Genomic DNA, 20971 nt, shown 5'->3' on the forward strand with positions numbered 1-20971 from the left:
TAAGAGTTTCGGGGACCCTGAGGAGACACATGCCGGCAGAGCTGAGCCACGACGAGACCCTGCGCGAGGTCACCACCGAGCAGGGGGTGCTGCGTTACCACGAGGCCGGTGACGGGCCGACGCTGCTGATGCTGCACGGTTCCGGCCCGGGGGTGACCGGATGGCGCAATTACCGGGGCGTGCTGCCCGCGTTCGCCGAGCACTTCCGCTGCCTGGTGCTGGAGTTCCCCGGATTCGGGGTCAGCGACGACTTCGGCGGGCACCCCATGGTGTCGGCGTTCGGCGCGGTGCCGGTATTCGCCGAGGCGCTGGGTCTGGACCGGTTCAGCATCATCGGCAACTCGATGGGAGGTGGCGTCGGGATCGGCTACGCCATCGGCAACCCCGACAAGGTGAACCGACTGGTGACCATCGGCGGGATCGGCACCAACCTGCTCAGCCCGGGGCCGGCCGAGGGCATCCGGCTGCTGCAGGACTTCGTCGACAACCCCAGCCGGGAAGCGCTGGTGCGGTGGCTGCACTCGATGGTCTACGACCCGTCGGTGATCACCGAAGAGCTGATCGAGGAGCGGTGGGCCCTGGCCACCGACCCCGACACCCTGGCCAGCGCCCGGCGGATGTACGGCAAGGAAGCCTTCACCAACATGGTGAAGATGATGCAGGCATCCAAGGGGCCGCTGCCGTGGGCGATGATGCACCGGCTCAAGACGCCGACCCTGGTGACCTGGGGCCGCGACGACCGGGTCAGCCCGCTGGACATGGCGCTGATCCCGATGCGGACCATTCCCGACGCCGAGGTGCACGTGTTCCCCAACTGCGGGCATTGGACCATGATCGAGGCCAAGGACGCTTTCACCCGCGTGGTGCTGGAGTACCTGACCCGCGACCACTAGCCGCCCGGAGTGGGAGGCTGGTTGCCAAGTGCGCCTGCGGTCGCGCTACCAGGAATCTCTTGGAGCCCCCTGTCAGGATTGAACTGACGACCGCTCGCTTACAAGGCGAGTGCTCTACCACTGAGCTAAGGAGGCAGGTTGGTGCTGTCAGCTTAAGCGGCCGTCGCCAGTGCAACGGAGCCGGGACCGCGCAGTGGCGGCCCCGCGCTCAACTCGCCGGTTCGGTCGGGTCTTGGTCGATCACCCGTTGGGAGCGCACCGTCCGGCTCGACGCGCGGCGGCTGGATCGGCGAGGCAGCAGCGGAATACGTTCGGCGATATTGCTCAGCGGATTCACCACCAGCGTCAGTGCGATCACCGCCTCCTGCAGGGTCTCGATCGCCGGTTCCAGGGCCTCCATACCGGGGGCCAGCCGGCTCAGGGTGTCCGCGAGACCGGCGAGCTGCTCCAGCGGCCCGTTCCGGGCGGTCAGCTTGTCGATCAGGCCACCTTCGGCCAGCAGCCGGTCGGCCAGGCCGTCCTCGGCCAGCAGCCGGTCGGCCAGGCCGTCCTCGGCCAGCAGCCGTTCGATCAGCCCGTCCTCGTCGGTCAACTGATCGACCAGGCCCCCGGGCTGCAGAGCGCGCTGCAGGCCGCCGCCTTCGGTGGTGAGCCGGTCGATGACCCCACCGGGCCCGGTCAGCTGGTCAACCAGGCCACCCGGTGCCAGCAGCCGGTCCGCGGGACCTCCCGGCGCCAGCGCCCGCCCCAGCGGGGCGTCGTCGTCCATCAACTTGGCGAGCCGGTTGGCCCGGCTGATGGTGTCCTCCAGGCCCAGCATCTGCGCCATGGAGTTGCTCGACCCCGGCTTTCCGGCTTCGCCGAGCGCCTGGCGTGCCAGTCCGAGCGCTGTGTTGGCAACGCCGAGGCCGGCGTCGGCGATCGACAGGCCGATGCGCGCCGGAGCGGTGTACACGGCGACCAGCTGCTTGACCAGGCTCACGAGGCCAGTCTAGGGGCGTTCGGGACGGCCATCGGCTAGTTTGATTGACAACAAACGTACAGCCAATATCCAGGTCATTTTCATCGGTCCGCGAGGGAATTGTCGGTATGGGAGCAATAGCTGCGCAAGACGCCGCACCGGAGGCCCGCGTTCTGGTAGTCGATGACGAGACCAACATCGTCGAACTGTTGTCGGTCAGCCTGAAATTCCAGGGGTTCGAGGTCTACACCGCCTCCAGCGGTCCTGCGGCGCTGGACCGCGCCCGGGAGATCCGGCCGGACGCGGTGATCCTCGACGTGATGATGCCGGGCATGGACGGCTTCGGGGTGCTGCGCCGGCTGCGCGCCGACGGCATCGACGCCCCGGCGTTGTTCTTGACCGCCCGCGACGCTTTGCAGGACAAGATCACCGGGCTCACCCTCGGCGGCGACGACTACGTGACCAAGCCGTTCAGCCTGGAGGAGGTGGTCGCCCGGTTGCGCGTCATCCTGCGCCGGGCGGGCAAGGGCGCCCAGGAGCCGCGGAACTCCCGGCTGAAATTCGCCGACATCGAACTCGACGAGGACACCCACGAAGTGTGGAAGTCGGGCGAGCCGGTGTCGTTGTCGCCCACCGAGTTCACCTTGTTGCGGTACTTCGTGATCAACGCCGGCACCGTGCTGAGCAAGCCGAAGATCCTGGACCATGTGTGGCGCTACGACTTCGGAGGCGATGTCAACGTCGTGGAGTCCTACGTGTCCTACTTGCGGCGCAAGATCGACACCGGGGACAAGCGCCTGCTGCACACCCTGCGCGGGGTCGGCTATGTGCTTCGCGAGCCGCGATGAGCGGCGTCAGGCCGGCGAACACCAGAATGCAGTCGTAAGTCATGGGGACGGTCAAACCCCTGCGGGACATCTTGCCGCTCAAGGTGAGTCTGGTCGCGGCCACCTTGGCCATGGTGGCTATCGGGTTGCTGGCACAGGGCTACGCCGTGACCACGATCTTGCGGCACCGTCTGATCAGCAGAATCGACGCCACACTCATCGACGCCGCCCAGGGCTGGGCGCTCGAACAACGCACCCGGGTGCCCTCGCGGGAGGGCGGGGATCCCCATGCCGGCCGGCCGCCGACGAGCTTCTACGTGCGCGACGTCGATCCCGACGGCAACGTCTGGACCGTGGTCAACGACCAGAACGCCGAGCCGCTGCTGCCGCCGGACAACGACGTGGGATCGGTGCCGGTCACCATCGGCTCCGTGGACGGCTCGGGCGTGCAGTGGCGGGCCCTGTCGGTGCACGGCGAGAACGGCAGGCTGATCACCGTGGCCAGGGACCTCTCCGATCCGCGGGCCACGCTGCGCTACGTCGCGTGGTGGCGGGTGACGATCGGCGTCGGGGTGCTCGTGGTGCTGGGGGCCGTCGGATACGTCGTGGTCAACCGCAGCCTGAGGCCGCTGGGCGAGGTCGAACGGACCGCCGCGGCCATTGCCGCCGGCCAACTGGACAGTCGTGTCCCGGAACGGGATCCGCGCACCGAGGTCGGGCGGCTCACCTTGGCGCTCAACGGCATGCTGGCACAGATTCAGGAGGCGGTGGCCTCGTCGGCGGCGTCGGCGGAAAATGCGCGAATCTCCGAGGAACGGATGCGCCGGTTCATCACTGATGCCAGCCACGAACTGCGCACCCCGCTGACCACGATTCGCGGCTTCGCCGAGCTCTACCGGCAGGGCGCTGCCCGCGATGTGGAGCTGCTGATGTCACGTATCGAGAGCGAGGCCCGCCGCATGGGACTGCTCGTCGAGGATCTGCTGCTCCTGGCCCGAACCGATGCTCAGCGCCCGCTGGAGCGACACTGGGTGGACCTGCTGGTGCTGGCCACCGACGCGGTGCACGACGCCCGGGCCACCGCACCGGACCGCTGTGTCGAGCTGGAGGTGTTCGACGGTCCGGGGACCCCGGAGGTGCTCGGTGACGAAGCGCGGCTGCGGCAGGTGTTGAGCAACCTGGTCACCAATGCGCTGCAGCACACCCCGGACGGGACCCCGATCACGGTGCGCGTCGGCACCGAGGGCGACGACGCCATCCTTGAGGTCGTCGACCATGGGCCGGGCATGAGCGAGCAGGAGTTGGAACGGGTCTTCGAACGATTCTTCCGAACCGACTCGTCGCGGGCACGGGCCAGCGGCGGCACCGGCTTGGGGCTCTCGATCGTCGACTCGCTGACCCGGGCACACAACGGCACCGTGACGGTCAGCTCGCCGCCGGGCCAGGGGTGCACGTTCCGGGTCGCGCTGCCGCGTCTTGCCAGTGCGCCCGCTCCGGCCGTCGAGCTTCCAGCCGAGATCGTTTGAGCCTCAGCCGAGTTCGGCCAGTGCGGCCTTGATCTTGGCCTGCGCCTCGTCCAGCGATTCCGCCGACGGGCTGCGATCCACGCCGGCGAAGCCGAAGTCGGCCAGGCTGCGGGTGGGGAACACGTGCACGTGCAGGTGGGGGACCTCCAGGCCGGCGATGATCATGCCGGCGCGTTCGGTGTCGAACGCGCGGCACACCGCCTTGCCGATCCGCTGCGCCACCGCCATCACCTGGGCGAAGGCGGCGCCGTCGACGTCCTGCCACTGGTCGATCTCAGCGCGGGGCACCACCAGCGTGTGGCCCTGCGTCATCGGCTCGATGGTCAAGAACGCGACGACGTCGTCGTCCTCGTAGACGAAACGCCCGGGCAGCTCCCGGTTGATGATCTTGGTGAAGACGGTGGTCATGGGTTCAGCATATGCGCCGAGAGCCTGATGAAACGGCCGCTGCTGCGTATTATCGAAGACGAGCCGATGCTCATGGTGCGGGCTTTCAAAGCCACAGGCCGAGGAGATGAGATGTCATCTGTCGCAACCTTTCTGAGCAGCTCGGAGGCAGTCGGCACCTGGGAGCTGGATCCGGGCCAGTCGAGCATCCGATTCGAGAACGGGACCATGTGGGGAGCGCTGAAGGTTCGCGGAGCCTTCACCGAATTCAGCGGCAGGGGCGAGATCAGGGACGACAAGACCGTGACCGGCAGGGTCGAGGTCAAAGCCGCCTCGATCAACACCGGACTGGGCACCCGCGACCACGATCTGCGCCGATCGAACTTCTTCGACACCGACCGCTACCCCGACATCACCGTCGTGGTCACCGGGGGCGAGTCCACCGGTGGCGATACCGTCCGGCTGGACGCCGAGCTGACCGTCAAGGGCATCACCGGACAACTGCCGCTGAACGTCGAGGTGTCCCCGCTCGATGACGGCGGCGTGCGCCTGAACTCCGAGGCGACTGTCACCCGTAAACAGTTCGCCGTCGAAGGCAACTTCCTGGGCATGGTCGGTAACCGGACCAAGCTCAAGGCCAGTCTGGTGTTCCGGAAGACCTAGTCTCCGTTGACTCTGCGCGTACCAGGCAAAAGTGCGAGTAGGTTGCCTGGTACGCGCAGAGTCAAATGGGTGATTTAGCGGTCGGCGTCGGTGTAGCGGATGATGCCCCGAATGTTCTTGCCGTCCAGCATGTCCTGGTAGCCCTCGTTGATCTGCTCCAGCTTGTACTGGCGGGTCACCATGTCGTCCAGGTTCAGCTTGCCGACCTTGTACATCGACAACAGCTGCGGGATGTCGTACTGCGGGTTGCCGCCGCCGAAGATGGTGCCCTGCAGGTTCTTCTGCAGCAGCGTCAGCATCGCCAGGTTCAGCGTGACCTGGTTGTCCAGCATGGAGCCCATCGCGGTGAGCACACAGGTGCCGCCCTTGGCGGTCAGGATCATGTAGTTGTCGATGTCGGCGCCGTGCACCTCGCCGACGGTCACGATCACCTTCTGGGCCATCAGGCCGGCGGTGACCTCCATGATCCCGCCCATCGCGGCGAAGATGTCCGGGTAGACGTGGGTGGCGCCGAACTTCAGGGCCTGGTCCCGCTTCCAGTCCACCGGGTCGATGACGAAGATGTTGCGGGCCCCGGCGTTGACCGCACCCTGCAGTGCCGACATGCCCACCCCGCCGACACCGACGACCGCCACGTCCTCACCCGGACGGATGTCGGCGCTGCGGACAGCCGACCCGTAGCCGGTGGTGACGCCGCAGCCGACCAGGCACGCAACCTCGAACGGAATGGACGGGTCGATCTTGACCACCGAAGACTTGTGCACCACCATCCACGGCGAGAAGGTGCCCAGCAGCGTCATCGGGTAGACGCCCTGGCCGCGCGCGGTGACACGGAAGGTGCCGTCGCTGACCGCCACGCCGTTGAGCAGGCCGGCGCCCAGGTCGCACAGGTTGCGCATTCCAGACTGACAGGTCGGACAGCTGCCACAGGACGGGATGAAGGACAGCACCACGTGGTCGCCGGGCGCGATGTCTTCCACCCCCGGTCCGACCTCGGTGACGATGCCGGCGCCCTCGTGCCCACCGAGAACCGGGAAGCCGGCCATCGGGATGCTGCCGGTCATCAGGTGGTGGTCGGAGTGGCACATGCCGGCCGCCTCCATCTGAATCTTGACCTCGTCTTTCTGGGGCTCACCGATCTCGATCTCCTCGACCGACCACGGCTTGTTGAACTCCCAGAGCAACGCACCCTTTGTCTTCACCGCAAACCTGCTTTCCTCTTGAATTTCCGGGACGTCCGGCAGTTCACTTGCTCGGAGCCTATAGCCCGCTGCCGGGCGGCGCTAAGGTCCCCGCGTTCACCCCATGCCTTGACCGGCAAAGGGTCGCGCGACCGGCGGATCAGCCGTGGTAGGCGACCTGCAGATCCTTGACACCGTTGATCCAGCCGGAGCGCAGTCGCTGCGGCTCGGCCACCTTGGTGATGTCCGGGAGCTGGTTGGCGATCTCGTCGAAGATCAGCCGGATCTCCATCCGGGCCAGGTTGGCGCCGATGCAGTAGTGGGTGCCCTGCCCGCCGAACGCCAGGTGGGGGTTGGGGTCGCGCAGGACGTCGAAGCGAAACGGCTGGTCGAAGACGTCCTCGTCGTAGTTGGCCGAGCTGTAGAACAGTCCGACCCGCTGGCCCTGGCCGATGGCCACGCCGCCGACCTCGGTGTCGACCCTGGCCGTGCGCTGGAAGCAGTGCACCGGGGTCGCCCAGCGCACGATCTCGTCGACAGCGGTCTCGGGCCGTTGCCGCTTGTAGAGCTCCCATTGGTCGGGGTGCTCGGCGAACGCGTCGATACCGTGCGTGATGGCGTTACGGGTGGTCTCGTTACCGGCCACCGCCAGCAGGATGACGAAGAACGCGAACTCGGTCTCGCCCAGGGATTCGCCGTCGAGGTCGGCCTGGACCAGCCGGGTGACGATGTCGTCGGCCGGACAGCGCCGCCGCTGCTCGGCCATGGTGTAGGCGTAGCCCATCAGCTCGGCGTTGGCCATCGCCGGATCGGAGTCGAAGTCCGGGTCGTCGGTGTTCATGATCGAGTTGGTCCAGTGAAACAGTTTCTCCCGATCGGCTTCGGGAACCCCGATGAGATCGGCGATGGCCAGCAGCGGCAGTTTCATCGCGATGTCGTCGACGAAGTTGCCGGTGTCCTTGGCGGCGGCAGACGCGACGATCTCCCGGGCGGAATCGGCCAGCTTCTCCTCCAGGGCAGCCACCGAGCGCGGTGTGAACAGGCGCGAGACCAGCTTGCGCAGCCGCGTGTGCTCGGGCGGGTCGTGGTTGATCAACAACGCCTTGGTCAAGTCCAACTGGTCGGCGGTGATGCCGTCGGGAAGTCGCATGACCGCGCCCTTGGCGTTGGTCGACCACACGTCGTTGTCGCGCGAGATCTCTTTGATGTGCTGGTGTTTGCTGATGACCCAGTAGCCGCCGTCATCGAAGATGTTGCTGTGGGCGGGTTGCTCGTTCCACCAGACCGGTGCGGTCTTGCGCAGCTGGGCGAACTCGGTGATCGGCATTCCGCGGAGCAGGACGTCCGGGTCGGTGAAGTCGAATCCGGCCCCGAACGGACAGGCTGATTGTGTTGATGTCAAGACGGCCACCTCTGATTGTCGCTGGAGCTCGGATATCGCTCGGTCATCCCGATGCCGGGCTCAGCCGGTCTTGTGCGGAACGTCGGTGACCAGGCCGCCGTCCATGACGAACTCCGAACCGGTGGCATAGGAAGACTCGTCACTGGCCAGGAACACCACGAACGTGGCGACTTCCTCGGATTCACCGGGCCGGCCCAGTGGGATGGTCACCATGTCCTCGGGCAGGTGTTCGGTCATCGGGGTGCGGATGAAACCGGGGTGCAGCGAATTGACCCGGATGTTGTGGCGCGCCAACTCCAGCGCGGCGGATTTCGTCAGGCCCCGCACGGCCCATTTCGAGGCCACATAGGGGTGCACCATCGGCGCTCCTCGCAGGCCCTCGATCGAGGACACATTGATGATGGACCCGCCGCCGGCGGCGATCATCGAGTCGATGGCGGCGCGCATGCCCAAGAACGTGCCGTTGAGGTTCACGTCGATGACGTTGTGCCATTGGTCCAGGTCGAACTTGCGCAGCGGTCCCAGGGCGACGGTTCCGGCGTTGTTGACCAACACGTTCAGCTTCCCGAACCGTTCGACGGCCGCCGTCACTGCGGCAGCCCACTGCTCGGGGTCCCGGACATCGAGATGGACGTACAACGCGGCGTCGCCCAGTTCCGCCGCCAGTGCCTCGCCATCCTGGTCGAGCACGTCGCCGATGACCACCTTGGCGCCTTCATCGACCAGCATCCGCGCGTGCGCCGCGCCCATGCCGCGGGCACCCCCGCTGATCAGTGCTACCTTGCCGTCTACCCGCCCCATGGGCCGTCCGCCTTTCGGTCAGTGCTGGTTGTCTTCGGTGCCTCAGTCGCCGGTTGCCACTATGACGGCGGGTCCGCTGACCAACGGCAGGTCGAGGGTGGTGACGATGCCGGCCGGTGCTGCCACGACGGCGGGGATCGCGTTGACGACCCGGCCCACACCGGCGGCGATCGCCGCGTAGTTGTGATCGCCGTGCCGGCTGGTGGGGCAGATGTCGACGGTGTAGGACGGTTCCCCGGTGATCTCCACCCGGTAGGAGCCGCCGGGTTGTGCGGGCTGCGCCCAGTCAGGCCGCAGATCGCTGCGCAGCCGGGTGACGTGCTCGACAACGATCAGCGGTTTGCCGTCGACGATGCCGTTGATCTCGAACTTGAGTGCGGCAACGCCGCCTTGCGGGATGTGCCCGGCGGCGATGTCGAACGCCTCGGGGGCCGGTTCGCGCTCGCAGGAGTCGGTGATGGCCTCCAGTGTCACCCCCAGGCCGGCGGCGAGCTCGCGGATCGTCGCGCCCCACGCAACGCTCAAGATGCCGGGCTGCAGCAGCATCGGCACCTCGTCGAGCGAATTGCCGAAGCCCATCACGTCGAACATGACCTCGGCGCCGTCGTAGGTTGCGTAATCGGCGATCTCCAGGCAGCGGACCTGTTCGATGTGCGCACAGGTGCTGGTGAAAGCCAGCGGCACCAGGTCGGTCACGAAGCCGGGATCCACACCGTTGACGTAGACGCTGGAATTGCTTTGCCGGGCCGCTTCTTCGATGGGTGCGATGAACTTGTCCGGGATGACGCCCCAGGGGTACTGCAGCACCCCCGGAGCCGTCCCGATCACGTTGATCCCCGCGGCCAGCAGCCGGCAGACGTCCCTGATCGCGCCGGGCAGCCGGGTGTCGCCCATGGCGCAGTAGACGGCGGCCTCGGGCTTGGCTCCGATGATCGCATCGAAGTCATCGGTGGCGGTGATGCCGGTCCGGACGTCGAGACCGGCGAGCTCGCCGGCATCGCGGCCCACCTTGGCCGCCGTGGAGACCCACACCCCGGTGAGCTCGTAGGCGGGGTTGGTGATCAGCCCGCGCAGGGCGATGCTCCCGGCATTGCCGGTGCCGATCAGAGCGACGCGTAGGGCCACGAGACCTCCTGGGATTTCAGTCGTGCTCTACCAGAGCGGAACCGGCGATTTGCCCAGCGGGTAGTAGCCGGGCAGCTTCTCGCCGGCCAGGCTGCGCTCGATACGTTTCTGCATTCCGGCGGAGAGCTTGCCCGCCTTCATCAGATCCAGGTAGAGCTTCTGGACGTGACCGAAGTCGAAGAAGTCACGCTGCCATTCGATCTTGGCGTCGGCGTTGAGCCGAAACCAACTGCCGCCGATCCCGTAGATCTCCGATTGGGTTCCGTCGGCGTCTGTCGCGACCTGCTTCCAGAAGCCGACGATCTCGCCCTGCTTGTCGTCGATGAGGACCTTTTGGTACGGGTACTGCCAGTTGTCCAGCCCCTCCATCTCCAGGCCCAGGGCGACGTCGCGGATCTCGTCGATGCCGACGCACATGACGTCCTCTTTGGGGCCGATGTTCCAGCCGTAGGTGGCGTCATCGGCGTAGAAGTCGGCCAGCGGCCGCCAGTCACCGGCCGCCTCGGCTTCCCGGTTGGCCTGCAACCAGCGCTCGACCCAGTCCTCGAGAACCTCGCGGGGGTGGGGGTGGGAAGTCGGCATCTCTATTCCTTTTCTTCAATGGACAACGCTCGGGTGGGGCAGGCCCGCACGGCCTCCCTGATCTGACCACGGTCGGAGTCGGGTGGCTCGGAGTTCAGGATTTCGACCTTGCCGTGCCTGGGCACCTGGAAGTAGTCGGGTGCCTCCAGTTCGCACATGGCGTGCCCCTGGCACAAGTCCAGGTCCACTTTCACCGTGTAGCTACCCATTGCCGTGCTCCTTCGGTCTCTACTTGCTGCGCCGGCGGTACCGCACCTTGGCGGGGCGGGCCAGTTGAACCACCATCTTGGAATGGTCGTTGCGGTAGCTCTCCGGCGGCTGCGACATCTCGAAGTCGTACTCGCGCAAAAGAACCGAGAAGATCGCCTTGATCTGCATGGTGGCGAAAGCCGCACCCACGCAGCGGTGCCGACCGGCTCCGAACGGGATCCAGGTCCAGCGATGGACGACGTCTTCCTCGCGGGGCTCGTTGTAGCGTTCCGGAATGAAGGCATTGGGTTCGGGGAAGTTCTCGGCAATCCGGTTGGAGACGGCCGGCGAAGCCGCAACCATGTCGCCCTCGTGAATCGGGTAGCCGCAGACCTCGAATTCGCCCTTGGCCACCCGCATCAGGATGATCAGCGGCGGGTGCAGCCGCAGCGTCTCTTTGAGCACGTTCTCCAGATTCGGGATCTGGCGCAGTGCATGGAAACTCACCTCGCCGCCGTCGGCGTAGAGCTCATCGAGCTCTTTGATCACAGCGGCGTGGGCTTCGGGGTGGCGCAGCATCTCGATCAGCGTCCAGGCGCTGGTGCCCGAGCTGGTGTGATGCCCGGCGAACATCATCGAGATGATGATTCCGGTGATCTCGTCGGCGCTGAACCGCGGATTGCCGTTCTCATCGGGAATCGACACCATCACGTCGATCATGTCTCGGCGCTTCTTGTCGGTCTCCGGGTTGGCGCGGCGGCCGTCCATGATGCCCTGCACGAGTTCCACCAGCTGCACCCGTGCTTCGTCGCGGCGGCGGAAACTCTCGATCGGCAGGTAGGGATCGACGTAGCACAGCGGGTCGGTGCCGTTCTCCAGTTCGTAGTACAGCTTGGCGAACCGGCTGTCGAGCTCCTCCCGGAACTTGCGGCCGATGAGGCAGGCCGTCGAGGTGTAGATGGTCAGCTCGGCGAAGAACTCCAGCAGGTCGATCTCGCCCTCGTCGCCCCAGTCGGCGATCATCTGGCGCACTTCGTATTCGATGGTGCTGGCGTGCCGCTTCATGTGCTCACCGCGAAGTGCGGTGTTGTGCAACATCTCTGCGCGCCGCTCCGGCGGTGCGTCGAACACCACGCCGTTGCCGAAAATCGGCGTCATGAAGGGGTAGGCCGCAGCCTGGTCGAGGTCGTCGTCGGTGGAGCGGAAGAAGAACTCGTTGGCTTCGGCGCCGGTCAGCAGGACCACTTTGCGTCCGGCCAGGTCGAACCAGCCGACGTCGCCGCACTCGTCGCGGACGCGCTGCATCAGCGCGATCGGGTCGGTGCGGAACTCTTCGAGGTGGCCGTGCTCGGCCTGGCCCCCCGATACCCGGGGAACCTCCGTAGTGACGGTCATGACGGCATTCCTTCCTCACCCAGTTGCAGGTGGTGGCGATCGGATGCGGTGTCGAGCAGGGGCGCCTCGGGCTGCACCTCCATGTCGACGATGTGTGCGCCGCGCGGCGTCTCGGCGACGAACGCGATGGCGCGGGCCAGATCCTCTGGGCGAAGGAAGTAGCTGTGCCGAGCCTGGCCCCATTTGGCCCAGTCCTCCAGCATCGGTCCGACCTGCTCGGCCGACAACTTCCAGCCCATCTCGGTCAGCGTCGGCCCCGGGTGGACGATGGAAGCCCGCACCCCGGTGCCCTCCAATTCCATCCGCAGGTTCTTCACCATCGCGACCAGCGCGGCTTTGGCGGCGCCATAGGCGCCCATGTGCGGGCGCTGGTTCAGTGCGACGTCCGAACCGACGAAGATGACGTCGCCGCGCCGGCGGGCGACCATGTCGGGCAGTACCGCGGTGGCCAACCGGTTGGCGCCGACCAGGTGTACCTGGATCTGGTCGTTGAACGCCTCGGTGGGCAGCTCGTGAATGCGGCCGGGGTACATGTCGCCTGCGCCGGAGACCAGCAACTCGATGTCACCGAGTGCGTCGATGCTTTGCGCCACGAAGGATTTGACCGAGTCGGCGTCGGTCACGTCCAGACTGAATGCCACTGCCTCGCCGCCGTTGTCGCGGATCTTGCCCACCAGGTCGGCGAGGCGGTCGGTGCGGCGGGCGCCGAGCGCTACCGGAAATCCGCGGCGCGCCAACTCTTCCGCGGTGGCAGCGCCGATACCCGAGGACGCGCCCGTGATGATGGCGGGCCGCCGGGCCGGGGACGGGTCGAAACGTGGCACTTATGCCTCCTTGACGGTGATCGGCAGGTCGGCGAAGCCGCGCACGTTGGAGGAGTGCACCCGCACGGCGTTGGCCTCGTCGACCTGGTAGTCGCTGATCCGGTTGAACAGTTCGTCGAGCGCCACCCGGGCTTCCATCCGGGCCAGGTGTGCGCCGAGGCAGAAATGGGCCCCGCTGCCGAAACTGAGCAGCTTGGAGCCGATGTCACGGCCGATCCGGAAACTGTCGGGGTCTTCGAAGACGCGCTCGTCGCGGTTTCCGGAACCGGGCAGCAGCAGCACCACCGAGTCGGCGGGAATGGTGGTTCCGTGCAGGGTGTAGTCCTGCGCGACGGTCCGCGCCAGGATCTGGCTGGGGGTGTCGTAACGCAGTGTCTCCTCGACCCACAGCGGAATCCGCGAGCGGTCGGCGAACACCGACGCAAGCTGGTCGCGGTTGCGGTGGCCCCAGTAGACCGAGCTGCCCAGCAGTTTGGTGGTGGTTTCGTTGCCGGCGATCACCATCAGGAACAGGAACGCCAAGATCTCCTGCTCGCCGAGCCGGTCGCCGTCGACCTCGGTCTCCAGCAGCGCTGAGGTGAGATTGTCCGCGGGGCGCTTCTTGAACTCGGCGATCATCTCGTTGTAGTAGGTCATCAGATCCACCGACGCCTGGATCGCCGACTGCGGAACGTCGGTCACCCCGTCCTCGCGGTGCAGGACCCCGTCGGCGAGTTCCCGGATCCGCGCCCGGTCGGCCTCGGGCACACCCATCAGCTCGGAGATGACGTCCATCGGCAGCTTGCCGGCGAAGTCATTGATGAAGTCGAACTCGCAGGTGCCGTCCGCTCCGGGCTGGATCGCATTGTCCAGATGCTGGCGCGCCAGCCGGATCACCTGCGGTTCCAGCTCGCGGATCCGGCGCGGGGTGAAGCCCTTGGACACCAAAGTCCGCAGCCGCAGGTGCTGCGGATCGTCCATGGCCAGAAACGACATCACCAGCTGGGCATGCGGGCCGCGGGAGACCGGGTCCAGAGAGACCCCGTCCCGGTTGGACAGGGCTTCGCTGTTGCGGAACCCGTGCAGCACATCCTGGTGGCGCGAAATCGCCCAGAAGTCCAGTTCCTCATTGCGATACACCGGTGCCTCGTCGCGCAGCCGCCGGTAGTAGGGGAACGGGTCCTCGTGAAAGTCGTAGTCATACGGGTTGAGGACCGGCGGATTGGATGTCACAGCCTGCGGGCTCATCACGGTGCTCCTGGTTCGAGGATCAGGTTGACGACGTAGGCCAGCCGATCGGTGATCTGGTGGTAGGTGAAGGCGCCGCTGCCGGCGTTGACCAGGGCCCCGAAGAAGGTCATCTCCAGGGCGGAGACCTTCTGCGGGTCTGCGCCGGGGCCGAATGCCGAGGTGATGCGGCGGTGGATCTCTGCGCCGATGCGATCACGCACCGCCCGCACGGCGGGGTCGCTGTTGCCGCTGAGCAGCGCCGCCGTGCAGGCCGCCGCGACCTCGGGCTCATCGGCGACCACCAGGGCCAGGTGGCGCAGCGCCTGGTTGACCCGGCTCGGCATCGGCTCGTTGACGTCGGTGAAGTAGGGGACCTGGCGAACCAGGTCCAGATAGACCTCGGCGATCAGATGATTCTTCGACGAGAAATAGGTGTAGGCGGTCGCCGGCGCCACCTTGGCGCGCGCAGCGACCGCGCGCACGGTCAGGTCGGCGTAGGACTTCTCCCGCAGCATCTCCACCCCGGCGCTCAGCACCTTGCGGAAGGTCTCTTCCTGCCGCCGGTTTCGGGGCGCAGCCGAGCTGGTTGCGGTCTCCGGTGCGGCCGGGGCAGCGCTGGACGCTGTGACTGCCGCCACCGATTCGCTGGACACCTGTCCAACGTAGCTGAAGGTCGAATCGTTCAGCAAGTCCCCTGGGAATCAACGGTTTCACGCCGACAGGGTTGCGGGCTCGCCAAGTGTCGGTCTAGGGTTCGACCGGGCGATAACGGACATGTGTCTAATTTCGCAGGTGTTCTTCACCCGACGACTGCGACCAAGCTGTGGGAGTGACTGATGGCGTTACTGGCTGACGGCGGGAGCCGGCTGCTCATCGACGGCAAGCTGACCTCGGGCGGAGCCGGCGGCTTCGCCACCGTCAACCCGGCCACCGAAGAGGTGCTCGGCGAGGCGGCCAATGCCGACGCCGCCGACATGGACCGCGCCATCGGTGCGGCGCGCCGGGCCTTCGACGAGACCGACTGGTCGACCAACACCGAACTGCGGGTGCGGTGTGTTCGCCAGCTGCGCGACGCGATGCGTGAGCATGTCGAGGAGCTGCGGGAGCTGACCATCGCCGACGTGGGGGCACCGCGGATGCTGACGGCCGGCGCGCAGTTGGAAGGGCCGATCACCGACCTCGGTTTCGCCGCCGACACCGCCGAGAGCTACGCGTGGACACAAGATCTCGGACAGGCCTCCCCGCTGGGCATCCCGACGCGGCGCACGGTGGTACGCGAGGCGGTCGGCGTGGTGGGCGCCATCACCCCGTGGAACTTCCCGCACCAGATCAACCTGGCCAAGTTGGGCCCCGCGCTGGCCGCCGGCAACACCGTCGTCCTCAAGCCCGCACCCGACACCCCGTGGGTGGCCGCGGTACTGGGAGAGCTGATCGCCGCGAACACCGACATCCCCCCGGGCGTGGTCAACATCGTCACCTCGACCGACCACGCGCTGGGTGCCATGTTGGCCAAAGACCCACGGGTGGACATGGTTTCCTTCACCGGCTCCACGGCCACCGGGCGCAGCGTGATGGCCGATGCCGCTGCCACCATCAAGAAGGTGTTCCTGGAGTTGGGCGGCAAGTCCGCCTTCCTGGTGCTCGACGACGCCGACCTGGCTGCGGCCTGCTCGGTGGCCGCATTCTCGGTCTGTCTGCACGCCGGGCAGGGCTGTGCCATCACCACCCGCTTGGTGGTGCCGCGGGCCCGCTACGACGAGGCGGTCGCCATCGCTGCCCGCACGATGGGCTCGATCAAACCCGGCGACCCGTCCAAGCCCGGGACCGTCTGCGGCCCGCTGATCTCGGCGCGCCAGCGCGACCGGGTGCAGAGTTACCTGGACCTGGCCATCGCCGAGGGCGGTGAGTTCGCCTGCGGTGGCGGACGTCCGGCCGACCAGCCCGCCGGCTTCTTCATCGAGCCCACGGTGATCGCGGGGCTGACCAATGAGGCGCGGGTGGCCCGCGAGGAGATCTTCGGGCCCGTACTCACCGTGATCCCGCATGACGGCGACGACGACGCGGTCCGCATCGCCAACGACTCGCCCTATGGATTGTCCGGCACCGTCTACGGCACCGACCCCGAACGGGCGGCCGGGGTGGCGGCACGGTTGCGAGCCGGCACCGTCAACGTCAACGGCGGCGTCTGGTACTCCGCGGATGTGCCGTTCGGCGGATACAAGCAGTCCGGCAACGGCCGGGAGATGGGCGTGGCCGGGTTCGAGGAGTACCTGGAAATCAAAGCCATTGCCACAGCAGCGAACTAGCGACAAACACCGGATCGAGGGAGAACAACAGATGGGCCAATTCGACGACAAGGTGGCAATCGTCACCGGCTCCGGTGGCGGGATCGGGCAGGCCTACGCCCAGGCCCTGGCCGCCGGCGGTGCCGCGGTGGTGGTCGCCGACATCAACATCGACGGCGCGAAGACCGTGGCCGACCAGATCGTCGCCGACGGCGGCAAGGCGATCGCAGTGCCGGTCGATGTCTCCGACGTGGAGTCGGCCCAGGCGATGGCCGCTGCCGCCGTGGCGGAGTTCGGCGGGATCGACTACCTGGTCAACAACGCGGCGATCTTCGGGGGCATGAAGCTTGATGGCCTGTTGACCGTTCCCTGGGACTACTACGAGAAGTTCATGCGGGTCAATCTGGACGGTGCGCTGATCTGCACCCGGGCCGTCTACGAGCACATGACCCAGCGGGGCGGTGGCGCCATCGTCAACCAGTCCTCCACGGCGGCATGGGTTTACTCCAACTTCTACGGCCTGGCCAAGGTAGGCGTCAACGGTCTGACCCAGCAGCTGTCTCGCGAACTGGGCTGGCGCAACATCCGGATCAACGCGATCGCGCCGGGCCCGATCGACACCGAGGCCAACCGGGTCACCACCCCGCAGGCCATCGTCAAGCAGATGGTGCAGCAGCTTCCGCTGGCCCGCATGGGCACGCCGGAAGATCTGGTGCCGATGTGTCTATTCCTGCTGTCGGATCAGGCGTCGTGGATCACCGGACAGATCTTCAACGTCGACGGCGGACAGATCATCCGATCCTGATCGCCGAAGACGGACGCCGGGGCACACCCCCGGCCGCACCGGCGCAGGTGACGAAGCGATGAGAAGGAGCCCGAACCAATGACGGCAACGGAAACACCCCGCCTGGGTTATATCGGGCTGGGGAACATGGGTGCGCCGATGGCCAAGCGGCTGGTCGAATGGCCCGGCGGTCTCACGGTATTCGACCTGCGCGCTGAGGCGATGGCGCCACTGGAGCAGGCCGGGGCCGGCGTCGCCGGAAGTATCGCCGAGCTGGGCGCGAACGCCGACATCATCAGCATCACGGTGCTCGACGATGCCCAGGTCCGCGAGGTGGTCGCCGAACTGGTGACCACGGCCAAGCCGGGGACCGTCATCGCGATTCACTCGACGATCGCCGACACCACGGCCGCCGAGTTGGCCGAAGAGCTGGCGCCGCAGGGCATTCACGTCATCGACGCACCGGTCAGCGGCGGTGCCGGGGCGGCCGAGAAGGGCCAACTGGCCACCATGGTCGGTGCCGAGCGGGCGGTCTACGAACAGATCAAGCCGGCGTTCAAGCAGTGGGCGTCATTGGTGATCCACGCCGGGCAGCCCGGTGCCGGAACCCGGATGAAGCTGGCGCGCAACATGTTGACGTTCACCGCCTACGCGGCGGCCGGTGAAGCCATGAAGTTGGCCGAGGCGGCGGGGCTCGATCTGCAGGCCTTGGGCCGGGTGGTGCGGCACACCGATGCCCTCACCAGTGGTCCCGGCGCCATCATGCTGCTGGATTCCACCGCCCCACTGGCCCAGGACCATTTCCTGCGCGACGCCTTCACCCACACCCGCGAGCTCGGGGAGAAGGACCTGCGCCTCGCACTGGGACTGGGGCAGGCCAACGGGGTCGACCTCCCGCTCGCCCAGGTGGCATTGACCGAACTCGCGGCCGGCCTGGGCGTGCCGCACGCCGAGGATTAGGAGAGATCTGATGGACGAACTGCGCCGTACCGGGCTGGCCAAGATGAACGAGGTCTACGCCTGGGACATGCCCGACATGCCGGGCGAGTACTTCGCGCTCACCGCCGATCACCTGTTCGGCCGAATCTGGAGCCGCCCGGGGCTTTCCATGCGCGACAAGCGGTTGATGACGCTGACCGTGGTCACCTCGGTCGGCGACAAGGATCTGGCGGAGATCCAGGTCAACGCGGCCCTGCACAACGGCGAGCTCACTGAGGACGAGCTGCGGGAGATGGCGATCTTCATCACCCACTACGTGGGTTTCCCGCGGGGTTCGGTGCTCAACGCCGTGGTCGAGAAGGTGATCGCCAAGCGCAACAAGGCTGCCGCCGAAGGCAAGGGCGAAGACAAGAAGGCCAACGTCGCGGCTGTGCTGGACAAGCAGCAGGGCAAGTGACGCAGCCGGCCACGCCGGACCTGCTCGCCGGCCGGGGAGCCGTCGTCGTCGGCGGCAGCCGCGGCATCGGCCAAGCGGTGGCGCGCCTGCTGGCGGCGTGCGGTGCCGGAGTGGTGGTGAACGGCCGGGACCCGGACGCGGTAGCCGAGACGGTGGGCGCGATCACCGGTTCGGGTGGGCGCGCGGTCGGTGTCTCTGGCGCCGCCCATGTCGAGGCGACCGCCGTGGCGCTGGTGCAGGCCTGCCGCGAGGAATACCGCAGCGTGGACGTGCTGATCAACTGTGCCGGCGTCGCCGAACCAGCCGGCTCATCGATCCTGTCGGTGTCCACCGCGCAATTTCAGGATCTGCTCGACGCCCATCTGGGCACCGTCTTTCAGACCTGCCGGGCCGCCGCGCCGATCATGGCTGAGCAGCGCAGCGGCTCGATCGTCAACAGCGGTTCGGTGGCGTTCCTGGGTGATTACGGCGGTACGGGATATCCGGCCGGCAAGGGTGCGATCAACGGGCTGACCGTGGCCGTGGCCGCCGAGCTCGCGCAGTACGGGGTGCGGGCGAACGTCGTGTGCCCCGGTGCCAAGACGCGATTGTCCACCGGTGAGGACTACGAGCAGCACATCCGCGATCTGCACGCCCGCGGGCTGCTCGACGAGATCAGCATGCGGGCGTCGCTGGATCCGGCTCCCGCCGACTATGTCGCGCCGTTGTATGCCTACCTGGCCAGCGACCGGGCGGCCGGCGTGACCGGGTCGGTCTTTCTGGCATCGGGTGGTTTCGTGGGCCGTTTCGAGCGGCCGGTTCCCAGGGTTCTGGGGTACCGCGACCACCAGAGCTGTGCGCCGTGGTCCTTCGACGATTTGCACGCGATGGTGGCGAAGGGCTGACCGGTCCGGACGGTGGTCCACGGCATCGGTGCCGTTTTTTCCTACGTCTGTCCTCTGGTTACAGGCAGATGCGGGCCAGCCATGCGACGAGGGCGCCGAACCGAGCGCGCGTCCACCCCCAGCCGGGCGGCGCGGCGAGCATCGCGCTGAGAGTCGGGTGTGGGGTCTGCTCTTCGTGGTAATGGGCGCGAGGGAAAGACGATAAAAGTCGGGGTGGCGGCTCTCGGCTTACATCTTCGCTGGACCGCTGCGGATCAGATGCTAAATAAGTGGAGAAAAGTACCCAGTCAAATGCCTGTTGCTGGGCTCGTTTGGGGACTACCGTGGTCCTGGGCAAGAATTATCGACGCGAGATTGCGCCAGCTCTTAGCGAAAAACCACCATTCGGTTAGTAACCCTATGAGTAATTTCACTTCATCTGTCTTCTGTGATGGACATCATCACCCAAGTGAACCCGACCTGGCGGTTTAGGCGATCTTCATTCTCATTTAGTCCACATCGGAAAACTTCTCTCCAGTTTCGATTGGCGGCCATAACGGCGCTTAGGTAGCTTCCGTCTTCGCGGAAGCGCCGCACCCTCGTTGAGGACACGCCAATCCAGGAGCAGGGCAGACGTGGCTCGTCAGTGCAACAGCAAAGTTGTTCGTTCGTCGGGTGGGCGTTCGGTGGGTCGTGCTGTGGTGGGGGCCGGTAGTGCGGTTGCCGCGTTTTTAGCGGTGGGGTTGTCGCCGGCGCCGACGGCGGGGGCGGATTTCGAGGATCTGCTGGATCCGGTGGTGTGGGCGGGGTGGTTTGAGGGGCCGGGGCCGGCTGAGGCGTCGGTGGACACGGGTTTGTGGGCGGGGTTCGGTGATGCGGGCTCGGCGGACGCCGCGGAGTTCTTCTATGGGGTGTTCGAGCAGTTCGACCTGGCGGTGGCGTCGTTCTACCACGAGCAGTTGTATCTGCCCCTCTACAACTTGTCGCAGGACTTCATCGCTGGTAACCAGCCGTTTTTGGAGTTGATCAACCAGCCGTTCGTTGACCTGTTCGGGCGGGAGCTGATCGGTAACGGCCTAGATGGCTTCGCCGGGGCTAACGAGTCGTTGTTGGGCGGGTCGGGGTGGTTCGGCGATCTCGGTGACGGCGGGTTCTTGTTCGGCGATGGGGGCGCCGGTGTTGCGGGGGTGGCCGGGCTCAACGGTGGTGCCGGCGGTGCCGGTGGGGATGCGGGCATGTTCGGCAATGGCGGGGTCGGTGGTGTCGGAGCTGACGGTGGTGACGGGGGTGCCGGTGGTTTAGGGGGTTGGCTGTTTGGTGACGGGGGCGCCGGCGGCGCCGGTGGGGCGTCGCTGGATGCGGCGGTGGCCGGCGGTAACGGGGGTGCCGGCGGCGATGTGGTGAGCCTGTTCGGGTTTGGTGGTGCCGGAGGTGCCGGCGGTGCCGGTGCTGCGGGGGCGGCAGGTGCCGCCGGTGTTGACGGGGTGCTGGCAGCGCTGGAGGGCGCGGCCGGTGGTGATGGTCTGATCGGTGGGCTCGGCGGCAATGGTGGTGCCGGCGGGGCAGCCGGGTTTGTGCTGGGCATCGGCGGCGTGGGCGGTGCTGGTGGGGCCGGCGGCGCCGGGGGTGCCGGCGGTGCCGGGGGTGCCGGGGCGGTCAGTGTCGATGACTTTGGGGG

The 20971-nt window shown here is 66.8% G+C and carries 21 protein-coding genes, 1 tRNA gene and 1 pseudogene; 10 read left to right on the plus strand and 13 right to left on the minus strand.

The features are described 5' to 3' along the window. Positions 1–29 precede the first annotated feature (29 nt). Positions 30–893 carry an alpha/beta fold hydrolase gene (locus tag AWC02_RS02145; protein WP_085126787.1) on the plus strand — a complete coding sequence of 288 codons (864 nt, stop codon included), beginning with the start codon at positions 30–32 and terminating at the stop codon, positions 891–893. A gap of 60 nt (positions 894–953) precedes the next feature. Here AWC02_RS02145 and AWC02_RS02150 read toward each other — a convergent pair. Together AWC02_RS02150 and AWC02_RS02155 are read right to left on the minus strand one after the other, a co-directional pair. Then, positions 954–1028 (minus strand) — tRNA-Thr (locus AWC02_RS02150). Positions 1029–1101: 73 nt separating this feature from the next. Continuing rightward, the gene (locus AWC02_RS02155) at positions 1102–1875 is read right to left on the minus strand and encodes a hypothetical protein (protein WP_085126789.1); all 774 of its coding nucleotides are present in this window, start codon (positions 1873–1875) and stop codon (positions 1102–1104) included. Between the two features lie 107 nt (positions 1876–1982). On the opposite strand from AWC02_RS02155, the gene AWC02_RS02160 reads away from it, so the two are divergent. Both AWC02_RS02160 and AWC02_RS02165 read left to right on the plus strand, forming a co-directional pair. Continuing rightward, positions 1983–2702: a response regulator transcription factor gene (locus AWC02_RS02160; protein WP_046316674.1), complete on the plus strand. Its 720-nt coding sequence runs from the start codon at positions 1983–1985 to the stop codon at positions 2700–2702. Between the two features lie 41 nt (positions 2703–2743). Continuing rightward, entirely contained in the window at positions 2744–4207 is a 1464-nt protein-coding gene (locus AWC02_RS02165; RefSeq protein WP_085126791.1) for a sensor histidine kinase, read from the plus strand. A gap of 3 nt (positions 4208–4210) precedes the next feature. Here AWC02_RS02165 and AWC02_RS02170 read toward each other — a convergent pair whose 3' ends face one another. After that, positions 4211–4615, minus strand: a complete 405-nt coding sequence (locus AWC02_RS02170; protein WP_085126793.1) for an HIT family protein — start codon at positions 4613–4615, stop codon at positions 4211–4213. A 111-nt stretch (positions 4616–4726) separates the two neighbouring features. Here AWC02_RS02170 and AWC02_RS02175 point away from each other — a divergent pair, with 111 nt between their 5' ends. After that, positions 4727–5257, plus strand: coding sequence for a YceI family protein (locus AWC02_RS02175; RefSeq protein WP_085126832.1), 531 nt, complete (start codon positions 4727–4729; stop codon positions 5255–5257). A gap of 74 nt (positions 5258–5331) precedes the next feature. Here the strand turns inward: AWC02_RS02175 and AWC02_RS02180 are convergent, their stop codons facing one another. The 10 genes from AWC02_RS02180 to AWC02_RS02225 all read right to left on the minus strand — a co-directional run bounded on the left by AWC02_RS02180 (position 5332) and on the right by AWC02_RS02225 (position 14618). Continuing rightward, the gene (locus AWC02_RS02180) at positions 5332–6459 is read right to left on the minus strand and encodes an NDMA-dependent alcohol dehydrogenase (protein ID WP_085126795.1); all 1128 of its coding nucleotides are present in this window, start codon (positions 6457–6459) and stop codon (positions 5332–5334) included. Positions 6460–6598: 139 nt separating this feature from the next. Beyond that, entirely contained in the window at positions 6599–7840 is a 1242-nt protein-coding gene (locus AWC02_RS02185) for a cytochrome P450 (RefSeq protein WP_085126834.1), read from the minus strand. A gap of 60 nt (positions 7841–7900) precedes the next feature. Then, positions 7901–8641, minus strand: a complete 741-nt coding sequence (locus AWC02_RS02190; protein ID WP_085126796.1) for a glucose 1-dehydrogenase — start codon at positions 8639–8641, stop codon at positions 7901–7903. 42 nt (positions 8642–8683) lie between these two features. After that, positions 8684–9766 (minus strand): NAD(P)H-dependent amine dehydrogenase family protein, encoded by a 1083-nt coding sequence (locus tag AWC02_RS02195; RefSeq protein WP_085126798.1) that lies wholly within the window; start codon positions 9764–9766, stop codon positions 8684–8686. A 27-nt stretch (positions 9767–9793) separates the two neighbouring features. Continuing rightward, a complete protein-coding gene (locus AWC02_RS02200; RefSeq protein WP_085126800.1) occupies positions 9794–10348 on the minus strand; it encodes a nuclear transport factor 2-like protein in 555 nt (184 codons plus the stop codon). A 2-nt stretch (positions 10349–10350) separates the two neighbouring features. Beyond that, positions 10351–10557: a ferredoxin gene (locus tag AWC02_RS02205; RefSeq protein ID WP_085126802.1), complete on the minus strand. Its 207-nt coding sequence runs from the start codon at positions 10555–10557 to the stop codon at positions 10351–10353. Between the two features lie 19 nt (positions 10558–10576). Further along, positions 10577–11932, minus strand: coding sequence for a cytochrome P450 (locus AWC02_RS02210; RefSeq protein WP_085126804.1), 1356 nt, complete (start codon positions 11930–11932; stop codon positions 10577–10579). Continuing rightward, the gene (locus tag AWC02_RS02215) at positions 11929–12756 is read right to left on the minus strand and encodes an SDR family oxidoreductase (protein WP_085126806.1); all 828 of its coding nucleotides are present in this window, start codon (positions 12754–12756) and stop codon (positions 11929–11931) included. The genes AWC02_RS02210 and AWC02_RS02215 overlap by 4 nt, the downstream gene beginning before the upstream one ends. Next, positions 12757–13983, minus strand: a complete 1227-nt coding sequence (locus AWC02_RS02220; RefSeq protein WP_085126808.1) for a cytochrome P450 — start codon at positions 13981–13983, stop codon at positions 12757–12759. Further along, on the minus strand, positions 13983–14618 hold the full coding sequence (locus AWC02_RS02225; protein WP_085126836.1) for a TetR/AcrR family transcriptional regulator: 636 nt from the start codon (positions 14616–14618) through the stop codon (positions 13983–13985). The genes AWC02_RS02220 and AWC02_RS02225 overlap by 1 nt, the downstream gene beginning before the upstream one ends. A gap of 183 nt (positions 14619–14801) precedes the next feature. Here AWC02_RS02225 and AWC02_RS02230 point away from each other — a divergent pair, with 183 nt between their 5' ends. From AWC02_RS02230 to AWC02_RS21795, 6 genes and pseudogenes are all read left to right on the plus strand, one after another. Then, positions 14802–16271, plus strand: a complete 1470-nt coding sequence (locus AWC02_RS02230) for an aldehyde dehydrogenase (protein WP_085126810.1) — start codon at positions 14802–14804, stop codon at positions 16269–16271. A 31-nt stretch (positions 16272–16302) separates the two neighbouring features. Then, entirely contained in the window at positions 16303–17055 is a 753-nt protein-coding gene (locus AWC02_RS02235; protein WP_085126812.1) for an SDR family oxidoreductase, read from the plus strand. A gap of 78 nt (positions 17056–17133) precedes the next feature. Next, entirely contained in the window at positions 17134–17994 is an 861-nt protein-coding gene (locus AWC02_RS02240) for an NAD(P)-dependent oxidoreductase (protein WP_085126814.1), read from the plus strand. A 10-nt stretch (positions 17995–18004) separates the two neighbouring features. Next, entirely contained in the window at positions 18005–18430 is a 426-nt protein-coding gene (locus AWC02_RS02245) for a carboxymuconolactone decarboxylase family protein (protein WP_085126816.1), read from the plus strand. After that, complete coding sequence (locus AWC02_RS02250) at positions 18427–19314, plus strand: SDR family NAD(P)-dependent oxidoreductase (RefSeq protein ID WP_085126818.1); 888 nt, start codon at positions 18427–18429, stop codon at positions 19312–19314. Before AWC02_RS02245 ends, AWC02_RS02250 begins: the two co-directional genes overlap by 4 nt. 665 nt (positions 19315–19979) lie before the next feature. Then, positions 19980–20971, plus strand: a pseudogene (locus AWC02_RS21795) (hypothetical protein); the annotation flags it as partial.

The sequence above is a fragment of the Mycolicibacter engbaekii genome, from assembly GCF_002101585.1.
GTDB classification, from domain to species: Bacteria; Actinomycetota; Actinomycetes; order Mycobacteriales; family Mycobacteriaceae; genus Mycobacterium; species Mycobacterium engbaekii.